This window comes from Pseudomonas sp. BN414 (assembly GCF_029871275.1).
GTDB classification, from domain to species: domain Bacteria; phylum Pseudomonadota; class Gammaproteobacteria; order Pseudomonadales; family Pseudomonadaceae; genus Metapseudomonas; species Metapseudomonas resinovorans_C.
The window spans coordinates 47,128-71,949 of record NZ_SSOL01000066.1; the positions used below are offsets into that span (position 1 = coordinate 47,128).

Consider the following 24,822-nt stretch of genomic DNA (forward strand, 5'->3'; position numbering starts at 1 on the left):
TACATCGGCCCCATGGCTGACGTGGTCGGGAAGCAAACCGGTAGCCGCCACAAGTGGCCACCAAATACCAACCACGGGAGCGGACTACCCGCCGCCCCCGAATAAAAACAAACGAGCAGGGGAGACCCCCATGAGTATGAGCAACCCGATGCTGATCACTTTCGTGATCTATATCGCGGCCATGGTGCTGATCGGCTTCGCCGCCTATCGCTCCACCAACAACCTTTCCGACTACATCCTCGGTGGTCGCAGCCTCGGTAGCTTCGTTACCGCCCTGTCCGCCGGCGCCTCCGACATGAGCGGCTGGCTGCTGATGGGCCTGCCGGGTGCCGTCTACCTCTCCGGTCTCTCCGAAAGCTGGATCGCCATTGGCCTGATCATCGGCGCCTACCTCAACTGGCTGCTGGTTGCCGGCCGTCTGCGCGTGCAGACCGAGCACAACGGCAACGCCCTGACCCTGCCGGACTACTTCACCAACCGCTTCGAAGACAACAGCCGCATCCTGCGCATCTTCTCTGCCGTGGTGATCCTGGTGTTCTTCACCATTTACTGCGCCTCCGGCGTTGTCGCCGGTGCCCGCCTGTTCGAGAGCACCTTCGGCATTTCCTACGAAACCGCCCTGTGGGCCGGTGCCGCTGCCACCATCTGCTACACCTTCGTCGGTGGCTTCCTGGCTGTGAGCTGGACTGACACCGTCCAGGCCAGCCTGATGATCTTCGCCCTGATCCTCACTCCGATCATCGTGATGATTGCCACCGGTGGCATGGACACCACCTTCGCTGCCATCGAACTGAAGGACGCAGCCAACTTCGACATGCTCAAGGGCGCCAGCTTCGTCGGCGTGATTTCCCTGCTCGCCTGGGGCCTGGGCTACTTCGGCCAGCCGCACATCCTGGCGCGCTTCATGGCTGCTGACTCGGTCAAGTCCATCCCGAACGCCCGCCGCATCTCCATGGCCTGGATGATCTTCTGCCTGGCCGGCGCCGTGGCCGTGGGCTTCTTCGGTATCGCCTACTTCTCCGCCCATCCGGAGCAGGCTGGCGCGGTTACCGAGAACCACGAGCGCGTGTTCATCGAACTGGCCAAGATCCTCTTCAACCCCTGGATCGCCGGTGTGCTGCTGTCCGCCATCCTGGCCGCGGTGATGTCCACCCTGAGCTGCCAACTGCTGGTGTGCTCCAGTGCCCTGACTGAAGACTTCTACAAGGCCTTCTTCCGCAAGAACGCCAGCCAGACCGAACTGGTCTGGGTCGGTCGCGCCATGGTGCTGCTGGTGGCCGTGATTTCCATCGTCATCGCTGCTGATCCGGACAGCAAGGTTCTGGGCCTGGTGTCCTATGCCTGGGCCGGTTTCGGCGCTGCCTTCGGTCCGGTGGTGATCCTGTCCCTGATCTGGAAAGGTATGACCCGTAACGGCGCCTTGGCCGGCATGATCCTCGGTGCAGTCACCGTGGTGGTGTGGAAGAACTTCTTCGGCTGGACCGGCCTGTACGAAATCGTTCCGGGCTTCATCCTCTGCATCCTCGGCATCCTGATCTTCAGCCGCATTGGCAACGGCCCGTCCGCCGCCATGATCAAGCGCTTCGACGAAGCCGAGAAGGAATACCAGGACGCCCACGTCTGACACTGTGCGGCACGCGGCCGGTCGTCCGCGTGCCGTGCTCCGGGTTGATCCCGGGCTCTCACCAACGACCCGATAGTGCTTCACCGGCCCATGTCCCTGGATATGGGCCGGTTTTTTTTGCCCTGTGGATAAGTAAATGCGTGCCTGCCCGGCACTACGCGATTTTCGGTGCTTCGACCATAGTCCGGGTTTGGTAAGACCATGGTCGAATGGCCCTGTAGAAGGGTGGGGGATACAAAAGACGCCATACAAAAACAACTACCCACCGAGGTAAGACCCAATGAGTGCTGCTTCTCTTTATCCGGTCCGCCCTGAAGTGGCCGCCCAGTCCCTCACCGACGAAGCGACCTACAAAGCCATGTACCAGCAGTCCGTGATCAACCCAGACGGATTCTGGCGCGAACAGGCCAAGCGCCTGGACTGGATCAAGCCTTTCACCAAGGTTAAGCAGACCTCCTTCGACGACCATCACGTCGATATCAAGTGGTTCGCCGACGGCACCCTCAACGTCTCCGCCAACTGCCTGGACCGCCATCTCGCCGAGCGCGGCGACCAGGTCGCGATCATCTGGGAGGGCGACGATCCTTCCGAGCACGAACACATCACCTACCGCGACCTGCACGAGCGGGTCTGCAAGTTCGCCAACGCCCTGCGCGGCCAGGATGTGCATCGCGGCGACGTCGTGACCATCTACATGCCGATGATCCCGGAAGCCGTGGTCGCCATGCTGGCCTGCACCCGTATCGGCGCCATCCACTCCGTGGTGTTCGGTGGCTTCTCCCCCGAGGCCCTGGCTGGCCGCATCATCGACTGCCGCTCCAAGGTGGTGATCACCGCCGACGAAGGCTTGCGCGGCGGCAAGAAGACTCCGCTCAAGGCCAACGTCGATGACGCGCTGACCAACCCGGAAACCAGCAGCGTGCAGAAGATCATCGTGGTCAAGCGCACGGGCAGCGAGATCAAATGGAACCAGCACCGCGACGTCTGGTACGAAGACCTCATGAAAGTGGCGGGCAGCACCTGCGCGCCGAAGGAGATGGGCGCCGAGGATCCCCTGTTCATCCTCTACACCTCCGGTTCCACCGGGAAGCCCAAGGGTGTGCTGCACACCACCGGCGGCTACCTGACCTACGCGTCGCTGACCCATGAGCGCGTGTTCGACTACCGCCCGGGCGAAGTGTTCTGGTGCACCGCCGACATCGGCTGGGTGACCGGTCACACCTATCTGGTCTACGGGCCGCTGTCCAACGGCGCCACGACCGTGATGTTCGAAGGCGTGCCGAACTATCCGGACATGACCCGCGTGGCGAAGATCGTCGACAAGCACAAGGTCAACGTGCTCTACACCGCGCCGACCGCCATTCGCGCCATGATGGCCGAGGGCAAGGCTGCGGTCGAAGGCGCCGATGGCTCCAGCCTGCGCCTGCTCGGTTCCGTGGGCGAGCCGATCAACCCGGAAGCCTGGCACTGGTACTACGAGAACGTCGGCCAGAGCCGCTGCCCGATCGTCGACACCTGGTGGCAGACCGAAACCGGCGCCTGCCTGATGACGCCGCTGCCGGGCGCCCATGCCATGAAACCGGGCTCTGCCGCGCGTCCGTTCTTCGGCGTTCAGCCGGCGCTTGTGGATAACCTCGGCAACATCATCGAGGGGCCGGCCGAAGGCAACCTGGTGATCATCGACTCCTGGCCGGGCCAGGCGCGCACCCTGTATGGCGACCACGACCGCTTCGTCGATACCTACTTCAAGACCTTCCGTGGCATGTACTTCACGGGCGACGGTGCCCGTCGCGACGAAGACGGCTACTGGTGGATCACTGGCCGCGTGGATGATGTGCTGAACGTCTCCGGTCACCGCATGGGCACCGCCGAGATCGAAAGCGCGATGGTGGCCCACCCGAAAGTCGCCGAGGCCGCCGTGGTGGGCGTGCCGCACGACATCAAAGGGCAGGGCATCTATGTCTACGTCACGCTGAACGCTGGCGAGGAGACTTCCGAGCAACTGCGTCAGGAACTGAGAAACTGGGTGCGCAAGGAGATCGGTCCGATCGCTACCCCAGACGTAATCCAGTGGGCTCCGGGCCTTCCGAAGACCCGCTCGGGCAAGATCATGCGCCGTATCCTGCGCAAGATCGCCGTCGCCGAGTACGACTCCCTCGGCGACATCTCCACCCTGGCTGATCCCGGCGTGGTGCAACACCTCATCGATACTCATCGCACCATGCAGGCCGCCTGACCGGCACCTGCAGCGAAACCCCGCCCGGGCCACAAGCCCGGGCGGGGTTTTGCATTTCAGGGTCGGAAGAATCGGTGCAGCGTCGCACGGATGAAATTCCCCCCCCCCCATTTCGGCCGAATGGAAATCGCATCACGCCGCGTTGCAATTACCGATTCTTTATCGGGTTCCGCAGGGGGAGGGGAGCGCGGGTAACAGTCGCGGTTACGGGGTGCACCCATCTGGTTCCAATGGGAACGCATCGCGCTCTTTCGGAGCGTTCTTTACGTCATTGAAAACAAGTTCAAACTCGTAAGGCCGCAGAATAATTGGGCTTTCTATTTTATGGTCCGATAATTGCTTTGTTATAGGGTTCTGCACACCTTCTTCTCGGCACTTTTCCATGTGCCTGTCAATGCTCTTCCGACCCCTCTCCAGTGCTTCTGTAATTTGTTGTCGCATTGAAGAAATATCGACTTCGGGGCTGTGGCTAGAATGCCGCACACCCAGTCGGAGCCTTTTGCACACGGCATTCAGCCAGCAAAGACGACGACTCTTTCTACAATTCGTGGACCGTCTGGGCGAATCTCACGCTGCCAACAGAAGCCATATCCCTTTGAAGGAGTCATAACATGAAGAAGATTGCACTTCTCGGCGCCATGGCGCTGTCCCTGTTGTCGCCGTTGGCCGCCATTGCAGACGATGCGAAGCCGCTGCGTATCGGCATCGAAGCCGCTTACCCGCCCTTCGCCTACAAGACTCCGGAAGGCAAGATCACCGGCTTCGACTACGACATCGGCAACGCCCTGTGCGCCGAGATGAAAGTCGAGTGCAAGTGGATCGAGCAGGAGTTCGACGGCCTGATCCCGGCCCTGAAAGTACGCAAGTTCGACGCCGTGCTCTCTTCCATGAGCATCACCGAAGAGCGCCTGAAATCGGTCGACTTCACCAAGAAGTACTACCACACCCCCGCGCGCCTCGCGATGAAGGAAGGCACTGTCATCAATGACCCGCTGACCGACCTCAAAGGCAAGAAAGTCGGCGTGCAGCGCGCTTCCATCTACGACCGTTACGCCACCGACGTTTTCGCGCCGGCTGGTGCCGAAGTGGTTCGCTACAGCTCGCAGAACGAAATCTTCCTGGACATGACCGCTGGCCGTCTCGACGCCACCCTGGCGGACGTGGTGAACATCGACGACGGTTTCCTCAAGACCGACGCCGGCAAGGGCTTTGCCCTGGTAGGTCCCGACTTCAACGAGAAGAAGTACTTCGGTGAAGGCGCCGGTATCGCCGTGCGCAAGGGCGACACCGCCCTGGCCGAGAAGATCAACACTGCCATCGCCGCCATCCGTGCCAATGGCAAGTACAAGGAAGTGCAGGACAAGTACTTCAAGTTCGACGTCTACGGCGAGTAATCGCTTTTCCCTGAAAGTGGCACAAACTTCACATAGCGGTTTGTGCCACTTTTTCGTTGTGGCGGTGCCGCCCGGTGCATCCCGGCGCGCTGCATGAGGATCTGAATCATGCTCAACGGCTACGGCTCGACCATTCTCGATGGTGCCTGGCTCACCCTGTTGCTGGCCCTGTCTTCCATAACCATGGCGGTGGTGCTCGGCCTGATCGGCGCGGCGTTCCGACTGTCCCCGATCAAGTGGCTGTCCTTGCTGGGCGAGGCTTACGCCACCGTGATCCGTGGCATTCCCGACCTGGTGCTGATCCTGCTGATCTTCTACGGCGGCCAGCAGATCGTGAACGTCGTCGCGCCCATGGTGGGTTACGAGGACTACATCGATCTGGACCCCTTCTGGTCCGGCGTCTTCACCCTCGGTTTCATCTTCGGCGCGTACCTCTCGGAAACCTTCCGGGGCGCTTTCATGGCGATCCCGAAAGGGCAGGGCGAGGCGGGCCTGGCGTATGGCATGAGCGGCACCAAGGTGTTCTTCCGCATCCTCGTGCCGCAGATGATCCGCCTGGCGATTCCCGGCTTCACCAACAACTGGCTGGTGATGACCAAGGCCACCGCGCTGATTTCGGTGGTCGGCCTGCAGGACATGATGTTCAAGGCCAAGAGTGCAGCGGATGCGACCCGTGAACCCTTCACTTTCTACCTCGCGGTTGCCGCGCTCTATCTGGTGCTGACCAGCGTCTCCTTGCTGGCGCTGCGTTACATGGAGCGACGTTACTCGGCGGGCATCAAGGCGGCTGAACTATGATCTTCGACTACAACGTGATCTGGGAGAGCCTGCCGCTCTACTTCGGCGGTGTGCTGGTAACCCTCAAGCTCCTGGCGATTTCCCTGGCACTGGGCCTGACCACGGCCGTGCCGCTGGCGCTGATGCGGGTGTCCAAACAGCCCTGGGTGAACTTCCCGGCCTGGCTCTACACCTATGTGATTCGCGGCACCCCGATGCTGGTGCAACTGTTCCTCATCTACTACGGCCTGGCCCAATTCGAGGCGGTGCGTGAAAGCGTCTTCTGGCCTTATCTGTCCAACGCGACCTTCTGCGCCTGCGTCGCTTTCGCGATCAACACCAGTGCCTATACCGCCGAGATTCTCGCCGGCAGCATCAAGGCCACGCCCCATGGCGAGATCGAAGCGGCCAAGGCCATGGGCATGTCCCGCGGCAAGCTCTACCGCCGCATTCTGCTGCCGTCGGCCCTGCGTCGTGCGCTGCCGCAGTACAGCAACGAAGTCATCATGATGCTGCACACCACCAGCCTGGCGTCCATCGTCACCCTGATCGACATCACCGGCGCCGCGCGCACCGTGAACTCGCAGTACTACCTGCCGTTCGAAGCCTTCATCACCGCGGGTGCGTTCTACCTGTGCCTGACCTTCGTCCTGGTACGCCTGTTCAAGGCGGCTGAGCGCCGCTACCTGGCCTACCTGGCCCCGCGCAAGGCCTGACCTCATGCAGCGTATCGACCATGAACTGCCCTGGGGATGCCTGGGGACCCGCCGCCAGCTGACGGTCTTCCGTTTCGGCAGCGGCGAGCGCAAGGCATACATCCAGGCGTCCCTGCACGCCGATGAGCTGCCGGGCATGCGTGTGGCCGTGGAGCTCAAGCGCCGCCTGTGCGAGCTGGAAGAGCAGGGCCGCTTGAAGGGCGTGATCGAGCTGGTGCCGGTGGCCAACCCCGTTGGCCTTGGCCAGCTCGTCCAGGCTGCCCAGCAGGGCCGCTTCGAGCTGGGTAGCGGAAAGAACTTCAACCGTGATTTCGCGGACCTCGCCAGCCTCGTGGCGGATCGCCTGGACGGCCGTCTGGGCGCCGATGCGACGGCGAACGTGGCGCTTATCCGCCAGGCCATGGGCGAAGCCCTGGCTGCACTGCCACCGGCAGGTTCCGAGCTGGCGGGCATGCAGCGTCTGCTCCTGCAGCATGCCTGCGACGCCGACCTGGTCCTGGACCTGCACTGCGACTTCGAAGCGGCAGTACATCTCTACTGCCTGCCGCAGCACTGGAGCGCACTGCGTCCCTTGGCTGCGCGCCTGGAGGCCGGCGCGGTCCTGACCGCCGAAGACTCCGGCGGCAGCTCGTTCGATGAGTCCTGCTCGCTGCCCTGGCTGCGTCTGGCCCAGCGTTTCCCTGACGCATCGATTCCGCTGGCCTGCATGGCGACCACCGTGGAGCTGGGCAGCATGGTGGATACCGACAAGCCGCTGGCCGAGGCGCGCGCCGAAGCCATCCTGGCCTTCCTCGCCGACCAGGGCCTGATCACCGGTGAGTGGCCGGTTGCCCCGCAGGACTGCTGCGAGGCGACGCCGTTCGAAGGGGCTGAATATCTCTATGCACCGCACTCCGGGGTCGTGAGCTTCCTCCAGAGCGCCGGGGCGAAGGTCAAGGCTGGCGATCCGCTGTTCGAAGTGATCGACCCGCTGGATGACCGTCATGCAGTGGTTTGCGCGTCGATTGACGGCGTGCTGTTCGCGCGTGAGCGGATGCGATTCGCGCAACCTGGACTTTGGCTGGCCAAGGTGGCCGGCCGTGAACCCATTCGTCAGGGACGCCTGCTGAGCGACTGAGCCAAACGAGACCGAAACCATGTACAAACTGGAAGTCCAAGATCTGCACAAGCGCTATGGCAGCCACGAAGTCCTCAAGGGCGTGTCCCTGGCGGCGAAGGCTGGCGACGTCATCAGCATCATCGGCTCGAGCGGCTCGGGCAAGAGTACCTTCCTGCGCTGCATCAACATGTTGGAGCAGCCCCACGGCGGCAAGATCCTCCTCAATGGCGAAGAGCTGAAGCTCGTGGCCAACAAGGATGGCGGCCTGAAGGCGGCCGATGCCAAGCAACTGCAACGCATGCGTTCGCGTCTGGCGATGGTGTTCCAGCACTTCAACCTCTGGTCGCACATGAGCGCCCTGGAGAACGTGATCGAGGCGCCGGTGCATGTGCTCGGCGTACCGAAGAAGGAAGCCATCGAGAAGGCCGAGCATTACCTGGCCAAGGTGGGCGTGGCCCATCGCAAGGACGCCTATCCGGCGCACATGTCCGGCGGTGAACAGCAGCGCGTGGCGATTGCCCGTGCCCTGGCCATGGAACCGGAAGTGATGCTGTTCGACGAGCCCACTTCGGCTCTCGATCCGGAGCTGGTGGGTGAAGTGCTGAAGGTCATGAAGGACCTGGCCGTCGAAGGCCGCACCATGGTCGTGGTCACCCACGAGATGGGTTTTGCCCGCGAGGTGTCCAACCAGCTGGTGTTCCTGCACAAGGGCCTGGTGGAAGAGCGCGGTTGCCCGAAGGAAGTGCTGGCAAACCCGCAATCCGATCGCCTCAAGCAGTTCCTTTCCGGCAGTCTGAAGTGATCCCCGCTGCGGCGGCCTGAGGGCCGCCGCAGCGCATTCGCATCCCTGTTTCACCACGTCTCTTTCCTTTTTCCGGGGTCTGCTAAGCTGCCTGCCATGACTGCCCATCGAATCGCTTTTCTCCTCTGGCCCGGTACCAAGGCGCTGACCCTGGCGCTGGCCGAGGAAGCTCTGCGCGTTGCCCAGCGACTGCATCCGGAAGTGGTCTACGACATGTCCTTCCTGCAGGCCGAGCCGGCCACCGAGGGAGCCTGGCGCCTGCCGGGCGACGCCTGGGTGGGCAAGCTGGAAGGCCTGCATCGCCTGTTCCTGGTGGCCGACGAGCCGCCGGCCCAGATCTCGCCGGCACTCTCTGCCTCGCTCAAGCAGGCCGTGCGTGCCGGCTGCGTGGTCGGCGGTCTCTCCGCCGGTGTCTATCCGCTTGCCCAGCTGGGCCTGCTGGATGGCTATCGCGCTGCCGTGCACTGGCGCTGGCAGGACGACTTCACCGAGCGATTCCCCAAGGTGATTGCGACCAGCCATCTGTTCGACTGGGACCGCGACCGTCTGACCGCATGCGGTGGCTTGGCGGTGCTCGACCTGCTGCTGGCTGTGCTGGCCCGTGATCACGGTGCCGAGCTGGCTGGCGCGGTGTCCGAGGAACTGGTGGTGGAGCGCATCCGCGAGGGTGGCGAACGCCAGCGCATCCCATTGCAGAACCGACTGGGTTCCAGCCATCCGAAGCTGACCCAGGCCGTGCTGTTGATGGAGGCCAATATCGAAGAGCCGCTGACCACTGACGAAATCGCCCAGCACGTCTGCGTGTCCCGTCGCCAGCTGGAACGAATCTTCAAGCAGTACCTCAATCGCGTGCCCAGCCAGTACTACCTGGAGCTGCGCCTGAACAAGGCACGGCAGATGCTGATGCAGACCAGCAAGTCGATCATCCAGATCGGCCTGTCCTGCGGCTTCTCTTCCGGCCCGCACTTCTCCAGCGCCTACCGCAATTTCTTCGGCGTTACCCCGCGCGAAGACCGCAACCAGCGCCGTGGCGCCAGTCCCTTCGAGACCCAGCAACCGTTGCCGACCCCGGTGGCGGAGCGGACCTGACCCTCGTTTCACCCCTGCTTTTCTTGTAGGGGTGAATTCATTGGCTATGTCTGCGTTAGCTGTTGCCAGAGATCGACATCGGTCCGGTGCCTTGTAGGAGCTAGCTTGCTAGCGAAAAGGGGCCATTCGCTGGCAAGCCAGCTCCTACGGGCAATGCAGCTACTTGCAACACTTAATGCAAACCAGCGAATTCATTCGCCAAGGGCAGCGCAGCTGCCCCGTAGGTTGGTGCTGAGGAACGAAGCCCAACGCTTGGTGCGGAGACGTTGTTGGGCTTCGCTGCGCTCTGCGCCAACCTACAAGTGCTCCTTACCGGACCGCCCATCACTTGCCTGCCAATACCCACCAGTCACCCCGTGGAGAAAATTTCCCGGCGGGTGCGTAGCGGTGGCGATCAGCGTTTAAACTGCGCCTTCCCGACGCTTTCTGTCGCATTTCCATAAGCGCCGGTTTTCGCAGGGTTGGCGCTGTAAGAAGTTGTCGCATGGCGGCAATGCCAACCCAGAATCAGTCCCTACAATCCTTTCATCACTAGCCGTTCATGGCAGGAGAAACTGATGTCCGTTGAGCATGCGCAGGTCGAGCGCGCCGATTTCGACAAGGTGATGGTTCCCAACTACGCCCCCGCCGCTTTCATCCCGGTGCGTGGCCAGGGTTCCCGTGTCTGGGACCAATCCGGTCGCGAGCTGATCGATTTTGCCGGCGGTATCGCAGTGAACTCCTTGGGTCATGCACACCCGGCGCTGGTCAAGGCGCTGACCGAGCAGGCCAACAAGATCTGGCACGTCTCCAACGTCTTCACCAACGAGCCGGCCCTGCGCCTGGCCAAGAAACTGGTGGATGCCACGTTCGCCGAGCGCGTGTTCCTGGCCAACTCCGGTGCTGAAGCCAACGAAGCAGCTTTCAAGCTGGCTCGTCGTTATGCCCATGACGTCTATGGCCCGCAGAAGCACGAGATCATCTCCGCCACCAACAGCTTCCACGGTCGCACCCTGTTCACCGTGACCGTTGGCGGCCAGCCGAAATACTCCGACGGCTTCGGCCCGAAGATGGAAGGCATCAGCCATGTGCCCTATAACGATCTGGAAGCCCTGAAGGCGGCCATCTCCGACAAGACCTGTGCCGTGGTCCTGGAACCCGTGCAGGGCGAAGGCGGTGTACTGCCGGCCGACAAGGCCTACCTGGAAGGCGCCCGCAAGCTGTGCGACGAGCACAATGCGCTGCTGATCTTCGACGAAGTGCAGAGTGGCATGGGTCGTACCGGTTACCTGTTTGCCTACGAGCACTACGGCGTGACCCCGGACATCCTCTCCAGCGCCAAGAGCCTGGGCGGTGGTTTCCCCATTGGCGCCATGCTGACCACCAGCGAAATCGCCAAGCACCTGTCCGTGGGCACCCATGGCACCACCTATGGCGGCAACCCGCTGGCCAGCGCCGTGGCGGAAGCAGTGCTGGACGTGATCAACACCCCGGAAGTGCTCAGTGGCATCAACGCCAAGCATGACCGTTTCAAGGCTCGCCTCGAGGCTATCGGTGCCAAGTACGGCATCTTCAGCGAAGTTCGCGGTCTTGGCCTGCTGATCGGCGCCGTGCTGTCCGAAGCGTGGCAGGGCAAGGCGAAAGACGTGCTGAACGCAGCCGAGAAGGAAGCCGTGATGGTCCTCCAGGCCAGCCCGGATGTGGTGCGCTTCGCCCCCAGCCTGGTTATCCCGGATGCGGACATCGATGAAGGCCTGGACCGCTTCGAGCGCGCCGTCGCCAAGCTGACCCAGGCGTAAGTCTCTGCTGGACGCAGCGCACGGAAGCGCTGCGCTGCGATCCCAGGGATGGACAGATTCATGCGTGAGTGCGGGCCATTGGGGCCCGTCTTTTCTCCGGATGGAACCACTGGTTCGTTCGGAGTCTTCAACAAGAAAAGGAGTGACCCCCATGTTGGTGATGCGCCCCGCGCAAATGGCCGATCTCGCTGAAGTCCAGCGTCTGGCCGCGGACAGCCCCGTGGGTGTGACTTCGTTGCCGGATGACGCCGAGGTCCTGGGCGAGAAGATTGCCGCGTCCGAGGCATCCTTCTCCGCCGAAGTGAGCTTCAACGGCGAAGAGAGCTATTTCTTCGTCCTCGAAGACAGCAAGACCGGCCGTCTCGCCGGCTGCTCGGCGATCGTCGCCTCGGCCGGTTTCTCCGAGCCTTTCTACAGCTTCCGCAACGAGACGTTCGTACACGCCTCTCGTTCGCTTTCGATCCACAACAAGATCCATGTCCTGTCGCTCTGCCACGACCTCACCGGAAACAGCCTGCTGACCAGCTTCTACGTCGAGCGCGACCTGGTGAATACCTCCATTGCCGAACTCAACTCCCGCGGCCGCCTGCTGTTCATGGCGAGCAACCCGGAGCGCTTCGCCGATGCCGTGGTAGTGGAAATCGTTGGCTACAGCGACGAGCACGGCGAGTCGCCGTTCTGGGACGCGGTGGGGCGCAACTTCTTCGACCTCAACTACACCGAGGCCGAGCGCCTGTCCGGCCTGAAGAGCCGCACCTTCCTCGCTGAGCTGATGCCGCATTACCCGATCTATGTGCCGTTGCTGCCGGACGAAGCCCAGGAATCCATGGGCCAGGTGCACCCGCGTGCGCAGATCACCTTCGACATCCTGATGCGCGAAGGCTTCGAGACCGACAACTACATCGACATCTTCGATGGCGGTCCGACCCTCCATGCGCGCACCTCGAGCATCCGTTCCATCGCGCAGAGCCGCATGGTGCCGGTGAAACTCGGTGAGCAGGGCAAGGGCGGACGGCAGTACCTGGTGTGCAACGGCCAGTTGCAGGATTTCCGCGCGATCGTCGCCGATCTCGACTGGGTTCCGGGCAAGCCGGTGGTGTTGGGTGAAGAGGCCGCTGAAGCACTGGGTGTTGGTGAAGGCGCCAGCGTCCGCCTGATCGCGGTTTGAGTCTTTGACCCTCCTCCCGCCGGGAGGGGGTGGCCCCTGGCGGGCCGGATGAGGGCACTGCTCTCTCCCTCGCTTCCTTCCCGGACGGAAGGAGCGCAATTTCTGGAGGCACTATGATCGTTCGTCCCGTACGCAGCGCCGACTTACCGGCCCTGATCGACCTGGCGCGCAGCACTGGCGCAGGCCTGACCACGCTGCCGGCCAATGAGGAGCGCCTGTCGCATCGCGTCGGCTGGGCGGAGAAGGCATTCCGTGGAGAGGCCGAGCGTGCCGACGCGGACTACCTGTTCGTTCTCGAGGACGACGATGGCACCGTCATCGGCATTTCCGCCGTGGCAGGCGCCGTGGGTCTGCGCGAGCCCTGGTACAACTACCGCGTCGGCCTGACCGTCAGCGCCTCCCAGGAACTGCATATCCACCGGCAGATTCCCACCCTGTTCCTGGCCAACGACCTGACCGGCAATTCCGAGCTCTGCTCGCTGTTCCTCCATGCCGGTCATCGCAGCGGCCTGAATGGTCGCCTGCTGTCCAAGGCGCGTTTCCTGTTCATTGCCGAGTTCCCGGAGCTGTTCGGTGACAAGGTGATCGCCGAGATGCGCGGCATGTCCGACGAGCATGGCGTTTCCCCGTTCTGGGAAAGCCTGGGACGGCACTTCTTCAAGATGGAGTTCTCCCGCGCCGATTACCTTACCGGCGTCGGCAACAAGGCCTTCATCGCCGAACTGATGCCCAGGTTCCCGCTGTACACCTGTTTCCTCTCCGAAGCGGCGCGCAACATCATCGGCCGCGTGCACACCGACACCGAGCCGGCGTTGGCCATGCTCAAGGGCGAGGGCTTCAGCTATCAGGGCTACGTCGACATCTTCGACGCCGGCCCGGCCATCGAATGCGAAACGTCGAAGATCCGCGCTGTGCGCGACAGTCAGAGCCTGGTGCTCGCTGTCGGTACGCCGGGCGATGACGCGACGCCTTTCCTGATCCATAACCGCAAGCGCGAAGACTGCCGCATCACCGCTGCGCCGGCCCGCCTGGCTTCCGGCACCCTCGTGGTGGACGCACTGACGGCCAAGCGCCTGAAGCTCTCTGCTGGTGCCTCGGTTCGCGCTGTTCCGCTGTCGGCCAAGGAGTCCGTATAAATGAGCACTCATTTCATTGCAGGTAATTGGCAGGCAGGGCAGGGCGAAGCCTTCGATTCGTTGAACCCGGTGACTCAGTCGGTCGTCTGGTCGGGCCAGGGTGCCAACGCCGCCCAAGTGGAAGAAGCCGTGAAGGCCGCCCGCGCCGCGTTCCCGGCCTGGGCACGTCGCCCGCTGGAAGAGCGCATTACCATTCTCGAGCAGTTCGCGGTGGCGCTGCGCAGCCATGCCGACGAATTGGCCCGCTGCATCGGCGAAGAAACCGGCAAACCGCTGTGGGAGTCGGCCACCGAAGTGACCAGCATGGTCAACAAGGTCGCCATCTCGATCCAGAGCTACCGCGAGCGTACCGGCGAGAAGAGCGGCCCGCTGGCTGACGCCACTGCGGTGCTGCGCCACAAGCCCCACGGCGTGGTGGCGGTATTCGGCCCCTACAACTTCCCCGGTCATCTGCCCAACGGCCACATCGTCCCGGCCCTGCTGGCGGGTAACGCGGTGATCTTCAAGCCTAGCGAGCTGACCCCAAAGGTTGCTGAACTGACAGTGAAATGCTGGGTGGAGGCGGGCCTGCCGGCCGGCGTGCTCAACCTGGTGCAGGGCGCTCGTGAAACCGGCATTGCCCTGGCTGGCAACGCAGGTATCGACGGTCTGTTCTTCACCGGCTCCAGCCGCACCGGCAATCTGCTCCACCAGCAGTTCGCCGGCCGCCCGGACAAAATCCTCGCCCTGGAAATGGGCGGCAACAACCCGTTGGTGGTGGATCAGGTCCAGGACGTGGACGCTGCCGTCTACACCATCATCCAGTCGGCCTTCATTTCCGCAGGCCAGCGCTGCACCTGTGCCCGCCGCCTGCTGGTGCCCGAAGGCGCCTGGGGCGATGCCCTGCTGGCGCGTCTGGTGAGCGTCGCGAGCACCATCAAGGTAGGCGCCTTCGACGCCCAGCCCGCGCCCTTCATGGGCTCGGTGATTTCCCTGGATGCGGCGCGCCACCTGCTCAAGGCTCAGGACCATCTGATCGCGGGCGGTGCTTCGGTGCTGCTGGCAATGTCCCAACCGCTGGAGAATGCGGCACTGCTGACTCCGGGCATCCTCGACGTTACCGCCGTGGCGGATCGTCCGGATGAAGAGTTCTTCGGCCCGCTGCTGCAGGTGATCCGCTACAGCGACTTCGGCGCGGCAATTGCCGAGGCCAATGCCACCCAGTACGGCCTGGCCGCTGGCCTGCTGTCCGATTCCGCCGAGCGCTACCAGCAGTTCCTCATCGAGAGCCGTGCCGGCATCGTCAACTGGAACAAGCAACTGACCGGCGCCGCCAGCAGCGCGCCCTTCGGTGGCGTCGGTGCCTCCGGCAACCACCGCGCCAGCGCCTATTACGCCGCTGACTATTGCGCCTACCCGGTCGCCTCGCTGGAAAGCGAAACCCTTGCCCTGCCTGCAACCCTTACTCCAGGAGTCAGCCTGTGAACGCCTATGAAGTGAACTTCGACGGACTGGTCGGCCCGACCCACAACTACGGTGGTCTGTCCTACGGTAACGTCGCCTCGCAGAGCAACAGCCAGGCGGTTTCCAACCCGAAGGAAGCGGCGCTGCAGGGCCTGGGCAAGATGAAGGCGCTGATGGAAATGGGCTTCAAGCAGGGCGTGTTTGCGCCGCAGGAGCGCCAGGACGTCGCCGCCCTGCGCAGCCTTGGCTTCGCCGGCACCGATGCGGAAGTCATCGCCAAGGCCGCCAAGGAAGCCATGCCGCTATTGGCGGCCTGCAGTTCCGCCTCCAGCATGTGGACCGCCAACTCCTGCACCGTCAGCCCCAGCGCCGACACAGCGGATGGCCGCGTGCACTTCACCGCCGCCAACCTGAACTGCAAGTTCCACCGTTCCATCGAGCATCCGACCACCAGTCGCGTGCTCGGCGCGATGTTCGCCAACGACAAGTTCTTCGCCCACCATGCCGCGCTGCCGGCGGTAGGCCAGTTCGGCGACGAAGGCGCAGCCAACCACACCCGGTTCTGCAAGGGCTACGGTGAGGCGGGCGTCGAATTCTTCGTCTTTGGCCGCAGCGCCTTCGACAGCCGTTTCCCGTCTCCGCAGCGTTACCCGGCGCGACAGACCCTGGAAGCCTGCCATGCGGTCGCTCGCCTGCACGGGTTGGGCGCGGAGGGCGTGGTCTACGCTCAACAGAACCCGGCGGTGATCGATCAGGGCGTATTCCACAACGACGTGATTTCGGTGGGTAACGGCGAGGTGCTGTTCTACCACGAGGATGCCTTCCTCGAGACCGACAAGGTGCTGGCCGAGCTGGATAGCAAGCTGGGCAAGCGTGGTGGCCGCTTCCAGGCGGTTCGCGTGCCGCGCAGCGCGGTGGGGGTGGAGGACGCGGTGCGTTCCTACCTGTTCAACAGCCAGCTGCTCACCCGCGCCGATGGCAGCATGCTGCTGATCGTTCCGGAAGAATGCCGTGGCAATGCCAACGTCTGGAACTACCTGAATGAGCTGACCTCGGGGCAGGGGCCGATTCGCGAAGTGAAGGTCTTCGACCTCAAGCAGAGCATGCAGAACGGCGGTGGCCCGGCTTGCCTGCGTCTGCGCGTGGCACTAAAGGAAGACGAGCTGGCGGCGGTGAACCAGGGGGTGATCATGACCCCGGAACTCCACGCCACCCTGAGCACCTGGGTCGAGAAGCACTATCGCGACCGCGTTAGCGAGTCCGACCTGGCTGATCCGCAATTGCTGGTGGAATGCCGGACGGCATTGGATGAACTGACGCAGATCCTTAAACTGGGCGCTGTTTATCCCTTCCAGCTCAACTGAGAAACCTGAAATGTCCGACGCCCTGCAACTCATCCTCGAAGATACCGACGGCACCCAGCTCGAAACCTCTTGCACCCGCTTCGCCGTCGTCTGGCAGGGCAAGGAAGTCTGGATCCAGCAGGCCGGCAATGGCCAGTTGCTGATCGGCGTGGACGTGGAGGAGGGCGACACCGAGTACGCCAACCTGCTGCTGCGCCCGCTGGCCACCAACCTGGTCAGCCTGGAACTGGAAATGGAACCGGCCGACGCCGCTGGCGACGACGATGACCATGTACATGGTCCCGACTGCGATCACGATTGAGGTAACAGGATGCTAGCCCTCGGAAAACTGCTCGAACTGACCCTCGCCGGCCGCGAGCCGACCGAGAAGATCCAGCTGACATCCGGGGGCGTGCGTCTGCACTGGCTGGGGGAGGGGGCGCTGGACGTCACTCCGCCGGCCGCCGAAGACAGTGGGCTCGACCTGATCCTTTCGGCCGGGGTGCACGGTAACGAGACCGCCCCGATCGAACTGCTGGACCGCCTGGTCCAGGCCATCGCGCGCGGCCAGTTGAAGCCGCGTACGCGCATTCTCTTCCTGCTGGGTAATCCCGAAGCCATTCGTCGCGGCGATCGCTTCGTCGAGCAGGACATCAACCGCCTGTTCAATGGTCGGCATGCTGAATCCAGCGGTTTCGAAGCCATGCGCGCCGGGGAACTGGAGCGCTACGCCGCTGCCTTCTTCAGCAAGCCTGACCGCTCGCGCCTGCACTACGACCTGCATACCGCCATCCGTGGGTCGAAGATCGAACAGTTCGCCCTCTATCCCTATGTCGAAGGCCGTGAGCATTCGCGCAGGGAGCTGGCCCGTCTGCGTGACGCCGGTATCGACGCCGTGCTGCTGCAGAACAAGACCGGTATCACCTTCAGCTCCTACACCTACGCGCGACTGGATGCCGAGGCCTTTACCCTGGAGCTGGGCAAGGCGCGTCCGTTCGGCAGCAATGCGGAGGTCAACCTCGACCGACTCGAGGCCCGCCTGCATGCGCTGATCGAAGGGCGCGAGCCGAAAGCCGACGGCGAAAGCCTGGATGGCCTGCAACTGTTCTCGGTATCGCGCGAGATCATCAAGCACAGCGAATCCTTCCAGCTGCACCTGGCACCGGATATCGAGAACTTCAGCGAGCTGCCCGTGGGCTACCTGCTGGCCGAGGACATCGCCGGTACGCGCTGGGTGGTGGAAGAGCAGGGCGCGCGGATCATCTTCCCCAATCCCAAGGTGAAGAACGGCCTGCGTGCCGGCATCCTCATAGTGCCTGCCGACGTCTGAGAACCTGACCACGATCTGCTGCGCGTCGGCCCTGCTGCGTTAAAAGCAGGCTCGGAATGCTCATTTACAGCTCGTAAACTCCGCTTCCTCGCCTTCTTTTGCCTTGCATGGCTCTAGCTCGCGAGACCGTGAACAGGTTCTACGTCTTTCTTTGCATCTGTACCTGTACCCGCAGGGGGCCGGGATTTAGGATCGGGCCCTTCGCCCATCCAAGGAGCCCGGCATGAGCCTGATCGACCTGCGTAGCGACACCGTCACCCAACCCACAGCTGGTATGCGCGAGGCCATGCAGCGCGCCGAACTGGGCGACGATGTCTATGGCGAAGACCCAACCGTAAACCGCCTGGAAGCCAGCCTGGCCGAACGCCTGGGCTTCGAGGCCGCGCTTTTCGTGCCGACCGGCACCATGAGCAACCTGTTGGGCCTGATGGCCCATTGCGAGCGCGGCGACGAGTACATCGTCGGCCAGCAGGCGCATACCTATAAATACGAAGGTGGCGGCGCCGCCGTGCTGGGCTCCATCCAGCCCCAGCCCATCGAAGGCGAAGTGGACGGCAGCCTGGATCTTTCCCGGGTCGAGGCTGCCATCAAGCAGGACGACTTCCACTTCGCCCGGACTCGCCTGCTGGCGCTTGAAAACACCATGCAAGGCAAGGTGCTGCCCCTGGACTACCTGGTAGCAGCCCGTGAACTGACTCGTCGTCGCGGTTTGGGCCTGCACCTGGATGGCGCCCGCTTGTACAACGCGGCGGTGAAGCTGGGTGTGGATGCCCGCGAGATCACCCGGCATTTCGACTCGGTTTCCGTCTGCCTGTCCAAGGGGCTCGGGGCGCCGGTGGGTTCGGTCCTCTGTGGCAGCGCGGGACTGATTGCCAAGGCCAGGCGCCTGCGCAAGATGGTGGGTGGCGGTATGCGTCAGGCCGGCCTGTTGGCGGCGGCGGGGCTTTACGCGCTGGATCACCGGGTGGAACGCCTGGCGGAAGACCATGCCAACGCCGAGCGCTTGGGGACGGGCCTGCGTGAACTGGGCTATAGCATCGAGCCGGTACAGACGAACATGGTTTACGTGCAGATCGGCGACCAGGCTCGCGCGCTGGGCGACTTCCTGGCGGGTCGCGGCATTCGCGTCAGCCCTGCCGCGCGCTTGCGACTGGTAACCCACCTGGACGTGCAATCCGCTGATATTCCCTCTGTGATCGAGGCTTTTGCCGCCTTCCGGCAAGCCTGATTGAATGGCGGGCATAAATAGCCGCCATCTATCGCACAAAGAGACTATCCCGCTGGCGCAGGGCCGATATAATGCGGCCCTTTGCCGGTGATTCGTATGCCTGTCGCCAGACGGCTGCGAGTTTCGCGCGCAACGTGGGAAACAGGCGTTAAATGCCGGGATATTCTTGAGAACCTGCTGCTTTTTCGCCGATTTCCGCTTGCCGCCCTTCGCCGATAACGATTAGCACCCGCCGTCGTGGCCGCAGTTTCCGTGGAAGAACCTATGAAAAGCGCAGAAATCCGTGAAGCCTTCCTGAGCTTCTTCGAAGAGAAGGGGCATACCCGTGTCGCTTCCAGCTCCCTGATTCCGGGCAACGACCCGACCCTGCTGTTCACCAACGCGGGGATGAACCAGTTCAAGGACTGCTTCCTTGGCCTGGAAAAGCGCGCCTACACCCGTGCCACCACCAGCCAGAAATGCGTACGTGCCGGCGGCAAGCACAACGACCTGGAAAACGTCGGCTACACCGCGCGCCACCACACCTTCTTCGAGATGCTGGGCAACTTCAGCTTCGGCGACTATTTCAAGCGCGATGCCATCCATTACGCGTGGGAATTCCTCACTGGCGACAAGTGGCTGAAGCTGCCGAAGGACAAGCTCTGGGTCACCGTCTACGCCACTGACGACGAGGCCTACGAAATCTGGACCAAGGAAGTTGGCGTGCCGGAAGAGCGCATGGTGCGCATCGGCGACAACAAGGGCGCCCCGTACGCATCCGACAACTTCTGGGCAATGGGCGACACCGGTCCTTGCGGCCCGTGCACCGAGATCTTCTTCGACCACGGCCCGGAAATCTGGGGCGGCCCGCCCGGCTCTCCGGAAGAAGATGGCGACCGCTACATCGAGATCTGGAACAACGTGTTCATGCAGTTCAACCGCACCGCGGACGGCGTGATGCACGCGCTGCCGGCGCCGAGCGTGGACACCGGCATGGGCCTGGAGCGCATCAGCGCCGTGCTGCAGCACGTCCACTCGAACTACGAGATCGACCTGTTCCAGAGCCTGCTGAAGGCTTCCGCTGACGCCATCGGCTGCGCCAATGACGACGCGCCGTCGCTGAAAGTCGTGGCCGACCACATTCGTTCCTGCTCCTTCCTCATCGCCGACGGCGTGCTGCCTTCCAACGAAGGCCGTGGCTACGTGCTGCGCCGCATCATCCGTCGCGCCTGCCGTCACGGGAACAAGCTGGGTGCCAAGGGCGCCTTCTTCCACAAGATCGTCGCGGCCCTCGCCGGCGAAATGGGCGAAGCCTTCCCCGAGCTCAAGCAGCAGCAGGCGCACATCGAGCGCGTGTTGAAGACCGAGGAAGAACAGTTCGCCAAGACCCTGGAGCAGGGGCTGCGCATCCTCGAGCAGGACCTGTCCGGCCTTTCCGGCACCGTGATCCCGGGCGATGTGGTGTTCAAGCTGTATGACACCTATGGCTTCCCGATGGACCTGACGGGCGACATCGCCCGTGAGCGCGGCCTGACCCTCGACGAGGAAGGCTTCGAGCGCGAAATGGACAAGCAGCGCGAAATGTCGCGCGCCTCCAGCGCCTTCGGCATGGATTACAACGCCCTGGTCAAGGTCGACGCAGACACCGATTTCACCGGTTACGTCTGCACCCATGGCGATGCCAATGTCGTTGCCCTGTTCAAGGACGGCCAGGCCGTCGAGCAACTCGCAGAAGGCGAGGAGGGCGTACTGGTCCTGGATCGCACGCCGTTCTATGCCGAGTCCGGCGGTCAGGTGGGCGATTGCGGCTTCATCGCCGCAACCGGCCTGCGCTTCGACGTGCGCGACACCACCAAGGCCGGTGGCGCCTTCCTCCACCACGGTGTGGTCGATCACGGCGTCCTTCGCGTTGGCAGCGCTGTCACCGCTCAGGTGGATGCCACCGTTCGTCAGGCAACCGCCCTCAACCACTCCGCCACCCACCTGCTGCACGCTGCGTTGCGCCAGGTGCTGGGTGACCATGTCCAGCAGAAAGGCTCCCTGGTCGACAGTCAGCGCCTGCGCTTCGACTTCAGCCATTTCGAGGCCATCAAGCCCGAGCAGCTGAAAGCCCTGGAAGACATCGTCAACGCCGAAATCCGCAAGAATAGCGAAGTCGAGACCGAAGAGACCGACATCGATACCGCCAAGGCCAAAGGCGCCATGGCCCTGTTCGGTGAGAAGTACGGCGACCAGGTGCGCGTTCTGACCATGGGCGGCGATTTCTCTGTCGAACTCTGCGGTGGTACCCACGTATCCCGCACCGGCGACATCGGCCTGTTCAAGATCACCAGCGAAGGCGGTGTCGCGGCTGGCGTGCGTCGTATCGAAGCGGTGAGCGGGGCTGCTGCCCTGGCCTACCTGAACGGTGCCGAAGAACAACTCAAGGAAGCCGCGGGCCTGGTCAAAGGCAGCCGCGACAACCTATTGGACAAACTGTCCGCGCTCCTGGAGCGCAACCGCCAGCTGGAGAAAGAGCTGGAGCAGCTCAAGGCCAAGGCGGCTAGTGCTGCCGGCGACGACCTGGCTTCTTCCGCCATCGATATCAAAGGCGTGAAGGTGCTGGCTGCGCGACTGGACGGACTGGACGGCGACGCGCTGCTGGCGCTGGTCGACCAACTCAAGAACAAGCTCGGCCGCGCGGTGATCCTGCTCGGCGGTGCGCTGGAGGGCAAGGTGACACTGGTCGCCGGTGTCACCCAGGACCTGACCGGCCAACTCAAAGCCGGCGATCTGATGAAGCAGGCCGCGGCAGCGGTTGGCGGCAAGGGCGGCGGCCGCCCTGACATGGCGCGTGGCGGCGGTACCGACGCTGCGGCCCTGGAACAGGCTCTGGCCCTGGCTGCACCGTTCGTCGAACAGGGCCTCTAAGGCCCGCCACCAACGGTCCGCCCCACGCCCGGCGGGCCTTGGCAGTGTTCTGCGTTGATTGTTTAATGGGCGCCCTTCACGGGATTAGGCGGCTTTTGAAATGGCTTTGATCGTACAGAAGTTTGGGGGGACCTCGGTCGGCACTGTCGAGCGCATCGAGCAGGTGGCCGAGAAGGTGAAAAAGTTCCGCGAAGGCGGCGATGACATCGTGGTCGTGGTTTCCGCCATGAGCGGCGAAACCAACCGCCTGATCGATCTGGCCAAACAGATCAGCGAGCAGCCGGTACCGCGCGAACTGGACGTAATGGTTTCCACCGGTGAGCAGGTGACCATCGCCCTGCTGGCCATGGCGCTGATCAAGCGCGGGGTGCCGGCGGTTTCCTATACCGGCAACCAGGTGCGCATCCTCACCGACAGCGCCCACAACAAGGCGCGCATCCTGCAGATCGACGACCAGAAGATCCGTGCCGACCTCAAGGCTGGCCGCGTTGTCGTGGTCGCCGGCTTCCAGGGTGTGGATGAGCACGGCAACATCACCACCCTCGGTCGTGGCGGTTCCGACACCACCGGCGTAGCCCTGGCAGCGGCCCTGAAGGCCGACGAATGCCAGATCTACACCGATGTAGATGGCGTCTACACCACCGATCCGCGCGTGGTGCCCCAGGCCCAGCGCCTGGACAAGATCACCTTCGAAGAGATGCTGGAAATGGCCAGCCTCGGCTCCAAGGTGCTGCAGATCCGCTCGGTGGAGTTCGCCGGCAAATACAATGTCCCGCTGCGCGTGCTGCACAGCTTCCAGGAGGGTCCGGGCACCCTCATTACCCTTGATGAAGAGGAATCCATGGAACAGCCGATCATCTCCGGCATCGCCTTCAATCGCGACGAAGCCAAGCTGACCATCCGTGGCGTGCCGGACATCCCCGGCGTGGCCTTCAAGATCCTGGGCCCGATCAGTGCCGCCAACATCGAAGTCGACATGATCGTGCAGAACGTGGCGCACGATAACACCACCGATTTCACCTTCACCGTGCACCGCAATGACTACCAGAATGCCCAGCGCGTGCTGGAGCAGACCGCTAGCGAACTCGGCGCCCGTGAAGTGATCGGCGACACCAAGATCGCCAAGGTCTCCATCGTGGGTGTCGGCATGCGCTCCCATGCCGGAGTGGCCAGCCGTATGTTCGAAGCCCTGGCCAAGGAGACCATCAACATCCAGATGATCTCCACTTCGGAAATCAAGGTGTCCGTGGTCATCGAAGAGAAATATCTCGAACTGGCGGTGCGCGCCTTGCACACTGCATTCGAGCTGGACGCCCCGACCCGACAGGGCGAATAAGGCAATTTTCAAAAGGCGCGGCTCACCCCGCGCCTTTTGTCGTTTTTGGCTGCTACGGTGGAACTTTCCTTTTGCCGGGGCTGGTCAATACTTGGGTGTAAGCTCCAGCGGTAGTCCGTGCTGGGGCCGTAACCATTTCTTTTTTGCAGACTGTTGTCCCGAAACGAATCCGTAAGGAGAAAGGAATGCTGATTCTGACTCGCCGGGTCGGAGAGACCCTGATGGTGGGTGACGATGTCACTGTGACCGTGCTTGGGGTGAAAGGTAACCAGGTGCGCATTGGTGTCAATGCTCCCAAAGAGGTTGCCGTGCACCGTGAGGAAATTTACCAGCGCATACAGAAAGAGAAAGACCAAGAACCAAGCCACTAATTTTTCTGCAATTTTTGGCTTTGCAAACGGGGAAAACATGGTTATCATGCGCCCCGTGTTGCGGAGAGGTGGCCGAGTGGCCGAAGGCGCTCCCCTGCTAAGGGAGTACACCTCAAAAGGGTGTCGGGGGTTCGAATCCCCCCTTCTCCGCCATTATTTAGTGTTGTAGGGGTGGTTAAGTGCTAGATCGATAAGTTATTGAAACTTATCAAAAAAGCAGTTGACCGAAGCAAAAAAATCCCTATAATGCGCGCCCACAACGCACTCATAGCTCAGCTGGATAGAGTACCCGGCTACGAACCGGGCGGTCGGAGGTTCGAATCCTCCTGAGTGCGCCATCTTCCAAGATCCGCGGCGTTGCCAGGGTCCTGAAGAAACCAGCGGTGATCTGGTCTAAAAACACCAACTGCGCACTCATAGCTCAGCTGGATAGAGTACCCGGCTACGAACCGGGCGGTCGGAGGTTCGAATCCTCCTGAGTGCGCCATACCGAAAGGGCCTGCAGAAATGCAGGCCCTTTTCTTTTGCGCGTTATTTTCCCTCTTTCACACAGCCATTCGTGTCGAATGCCACCTGGTAGCTGACGCCTCTCTTCGGCTTGTAGTGGTAGCGCAACTTGCCATTGCTTCCGCTGATACGGTCTGGCTTGCCTAGAGCGCTCTCGACATCCGTGCGGGTCATGCCGCTGCGAATCTGCTTGCGAATGATCGCGTTGCGCCTTTCCTGCGCTGAAATCATGTCGCCGCACACCGCCTCTCGCTCACCGACCACTACTATTTCCTGAAGGCGTTCAGGGTTTTCCCATTTCTGAATCGGAAAATACGAGTCGCTCCCTTCGTTCGGTATCGGGTCGCTGCTCAAGAGATTTGGCGTTCGCGTGCGGTGTTGTTTGATTTGGCTGTCCGGGGGACAGCCATGCTGGTTGAAGCTGACATTGCCTTCGGCGTCGCTGCAGCGGAAGACCGATGCCGCTTCCAGTGGGGGCTGCGGCCAGCAGGGCAGGGCGGTAAGGATGAATATCGAGAGTCGTTTCATGGTGCCGTTTCCTTGGCATGGGCTCTCG

General features: G+C 62.7%; 20 protein-coding genes and 3 tRNA genes. 22 read left to right on the forward strand and 1 reads right to left on the reverse strand.

Annotated elements, in window-relative coordinates:
* Positions 1 to 130 precede the first annotated feature (130 nt).
* The 22 genes from putP to E8E95_RS14730 all read left to right on the forward strand — a co-directional run bounded on the left by putP (position 131) and on the right by E8E95_RS14730 (position 24,246).
* Positions 131 to 1,624 (forward strand): sodium/proline symporter PutP, encoded by a 1,494-nt coding sequence (gene putP, locus E8E95_RS14625; RefSeq protein ID WP_280351280.1) that lies wholly within the window; start codon positions 131 to 133, stop codon positions 1,622 to 1,624.
* Between the two features lie 280 nt (positions 1,625 to 1,904).
* Positions 1,905 to 3,860: an acetate--CoA ligase gene (acs, locus tag E8E95_RS14630; RefSeq protein ID WP_280351282.1), complete on the forward strand. Its 1,956-nt coding sequence runs from the start codon at positions 1,905 to 1,907 to the stop codon at positions 3,858 to 3,860.
* Between the two features lie 611 nt (positions 3,861 to 4,471).
* Positions 4,472 to 5,254, forward strand: a complete 783-nt coding sequence (locus tag E8E95_RS14635) for an ABC transporter substrate-binding protein (RefSeq protein WP_077527404.1) — start codon at positions 4,472 to 4,474, stop codon at positions 5,252 to 5,254.
* A gap of 108 nt (positions 5,255 to 5,362) precedes the next feature.
* Positions 5,363 to 6,052: an ABC transporter permease gene (locus E8E95_RS14640; protein ID WP_179060964.1), complete on the forward strand. Its 690-nt coding sequence runs from the start codon at positions 5,363 to 5,365 to the stop codon at positions 6,050 to 6,052.
* Complete coding sequence (locus tag E8E95_RS14645) at positions 6,049 to 6,747, forward strand: ABC transporter permease (protein WP_077527402.1); 699 nt, start codon at positions 6,049 to 6,051, stop codon at positions 6,745 to 6,747. The genes E8E95_RS14640 and E8E95_RS14645 overlap by 4 nt, the downstream gene beginning before the upstream one ends.
* A gap of 4 nt (positions 6,748 to 6,751) precedes the next feature.
* The gene (locus E8E95_RS14650; RefSeq protein WP_280351287.1) at positions 6,752 to 7,864 is read left to right on the forward strand and encodes a M14 family metallopeptidase; all 1,113 of its coding nucleotides are present in this window, start codon (positions 6,752 to 6,754) and stop codon (positions 7,862 to 7,864) included.
* Between the two features lie 19 nt (positions 7,865 to 7,883).
* Positions 7,884 to 8,648, forward strand: a complete 765-nt coding sequence (gene aotP, locus E8E95_RS14655) for an arginine/ornithine transport ATP-binding protein AotP (RefSeq protein ID WP_028626373.1) — start codon at positions 7,884 to 7,886, stop codon at positions 8,646 to 8,648.
* A gap of 96 nt (positions 8,649 to 8,744) precedes the next feature.
* On the forward strand, positions 8,745 to 9,737 hold the full coding sequence (gene argR, locus E8E95_RS14660; protein WP_280351289.1) for a transcriptional regulator ArgR: 993 nt from the start codon (positions 8,745 to 8,747) through the stop codon (positions 9,735 to 9,737).
* A 557-nt stretch (positions 9,738 to 10,294) separates the two neighbouring features.
* A complete protein-coding gene (locus tag E8E95_RS14665) occupies positions 10,295 to 11,515 on the forward strand; it encodes an aspartate aminotransferase family protein (protein WP_280351291.1) in 1,221 nt (406 codons plus the stop codon).
* A gap of 151 nt (positions 11,516 to 11,666) precedes the next feature.
* Positions 11,667 to 12,683, forward strand: coding sequence for an arginine/ornithine succinyltransferase subunit alpha (aruF, locus tag E8E95_RS14670; RefSeq protein WP_179060959.1), 1,017 nt, complete (start codon positions 11,667 to 11,669; stop codon positions 12,681 to 12,683).
* A 113-nt stretch (positions 12,684 to 12,796) separates the two neighbouring features.
* Positions 12,797 to 13,819 carry an arginine N-succinyltransferase gene (gene astA, locus E8E95_RS14675; RefSeq protein ID WP_077527397.1) on the forward strand — a complete coding sequence of 341 codons (1,023 nt, stop codon included), beginning with the start codon at positions 12,797 to 12,799 and terminating at the stop codon, positions 13,817 to 13,819.
* Positions 13,820 to 15,283, forward strand: a complete 1,464-nt coding sequence (gene astD / locus E8E95_RS14680; RefSeq protein WP_280351295.1) for a succinylglutamate-semialdehyde dehydrogenase — start codon at positions 13,820 to 13,822, stop codon at positions 15,281 to 15,283.
* Positions 15,280 to 16,626, forward strand: coding sequence for an N-succinylarginine dihydrolase (astB, locus tag E8E95_RS14685; protein ID WP_280351296.1), 1,347 nt, complete (start codon positions 15,280 to 15,282; stop codon positions 16,624 to 16,626). The genes astD and astB overlap by 4 nt, the downstream gene beginning before the upstream one ends.
* Positions 16,627 to 16,636: 10 nt before the next feature.
* On the forward strand, positions 16,637 to 16,927 hold the full coding sequence (locus E8E95_RS14690) for a topoisomerase II (RefSeq protein WP_280351298.1): 291 nt from the start codon (positions 16,637 to 16,639) through the stop codon (positions 16,925 to 16,927).
* Between the two features lie 9 nt (positions 16,928 to 16,936).
* Positions 16,937 to 17,935 (forward strand): succinylglutamate desuccinylase, encoded by a 999-nt coding sequence (gene astE / locus E8E95_RS14695; RefSeq protein ID WP_077527393.1) that lies wholly within the window; start codon positions 16,937 to 16,939, stop codon positions 17,933 to 17,935.
* Positions 17,936 to 18,158: 223 nt separating this feature from the next.
* Positions 18,159 to 19,163, forward strand: a complete 1,005-nt coding sequence (gene ltaE, locus E8E95_RS14700) for a low-specificity L-threonine aldolase (protein WP_280351301.1) — start codon at positions 18,159 to 18,161, stop codon at positions 19,161 to 19,163.
* Positions 19,164 to 19,427: 264 nt separating this feature from the next.
* The gene (gene alaS, locus E8E95_RS14705; RefSeq protein WP_280351303.1) at positions 19,428 to 22,052 is read left to right on the forward strand and encodes an alanine--tRNA ligase; all 2,625 of its coding nucleotides are present in this window, start codon (positions 19,428 to 19,430) and stop codon (positions 22,050 to 22,052) included.
* 100 nt (positions 22,053 to 22,152) lie between these two features.
* Positions 22,153 to 23,388, forward strand: coding sequence for an aspartate kinase (locus E8E95_RS14710; protein ID WP_280351305.1), 1,236 nt, complete (start codon positions 22,153 to 22,155; stop codon positions 23,386 to 23,388).
* 185 nt (positions 23,389 to 23,573) lie between these two features.
* Positions 23,574 to 23,759: a carbon storage regulator CsrA gene (gene csrA, locus E8E95_RS14715; protein WP_003283978.1), complete on the forward strand. Its 186-nt coding sequence runs from the start codon at positions 23,574 to 23,576 to the stop codon at positions 23,757 to 23,759.
* Positions 23,760 to 23,821: 62 nt separating this feature from the next.
* Positions 23,822 to 23,912: transfer RNA gene (locus tag E8E95_RS14720), tRNA-Ser, on the forward strand.
* 108 nt (positions 23,913 to 24,020) lie between these two features.
* A tRNA-Arg gene (locus tag E8E95_RS14725) sits at positions 24,021 to 24,097 on the forward strand.
* A 72-nt stretch (positions 24,098 to 24,169) separates the two neighbouring features.
* A tRNA-Arg gene (locus E8E95_RS14730) sits at positions 24,170 to 24,246 on the forward strand.
* Between the two features lie 44 nt (positions 24,247 to 24,290).
* Here E8E95_RS14730 and E8E95_RS14735 read toward each other — a convergent pair.
* Entirely contained in the window at positions 24,291 to 24,794 is a 504-nt protein-coding gene (locus tag E8E95_RS14735; RefSeq protein WP_280351307.1) for a DUF4124 domain-containing protein, read from the reverse strand.
* Positions 24,795 to 24,822: the final 28 nt, after the last annotated feature.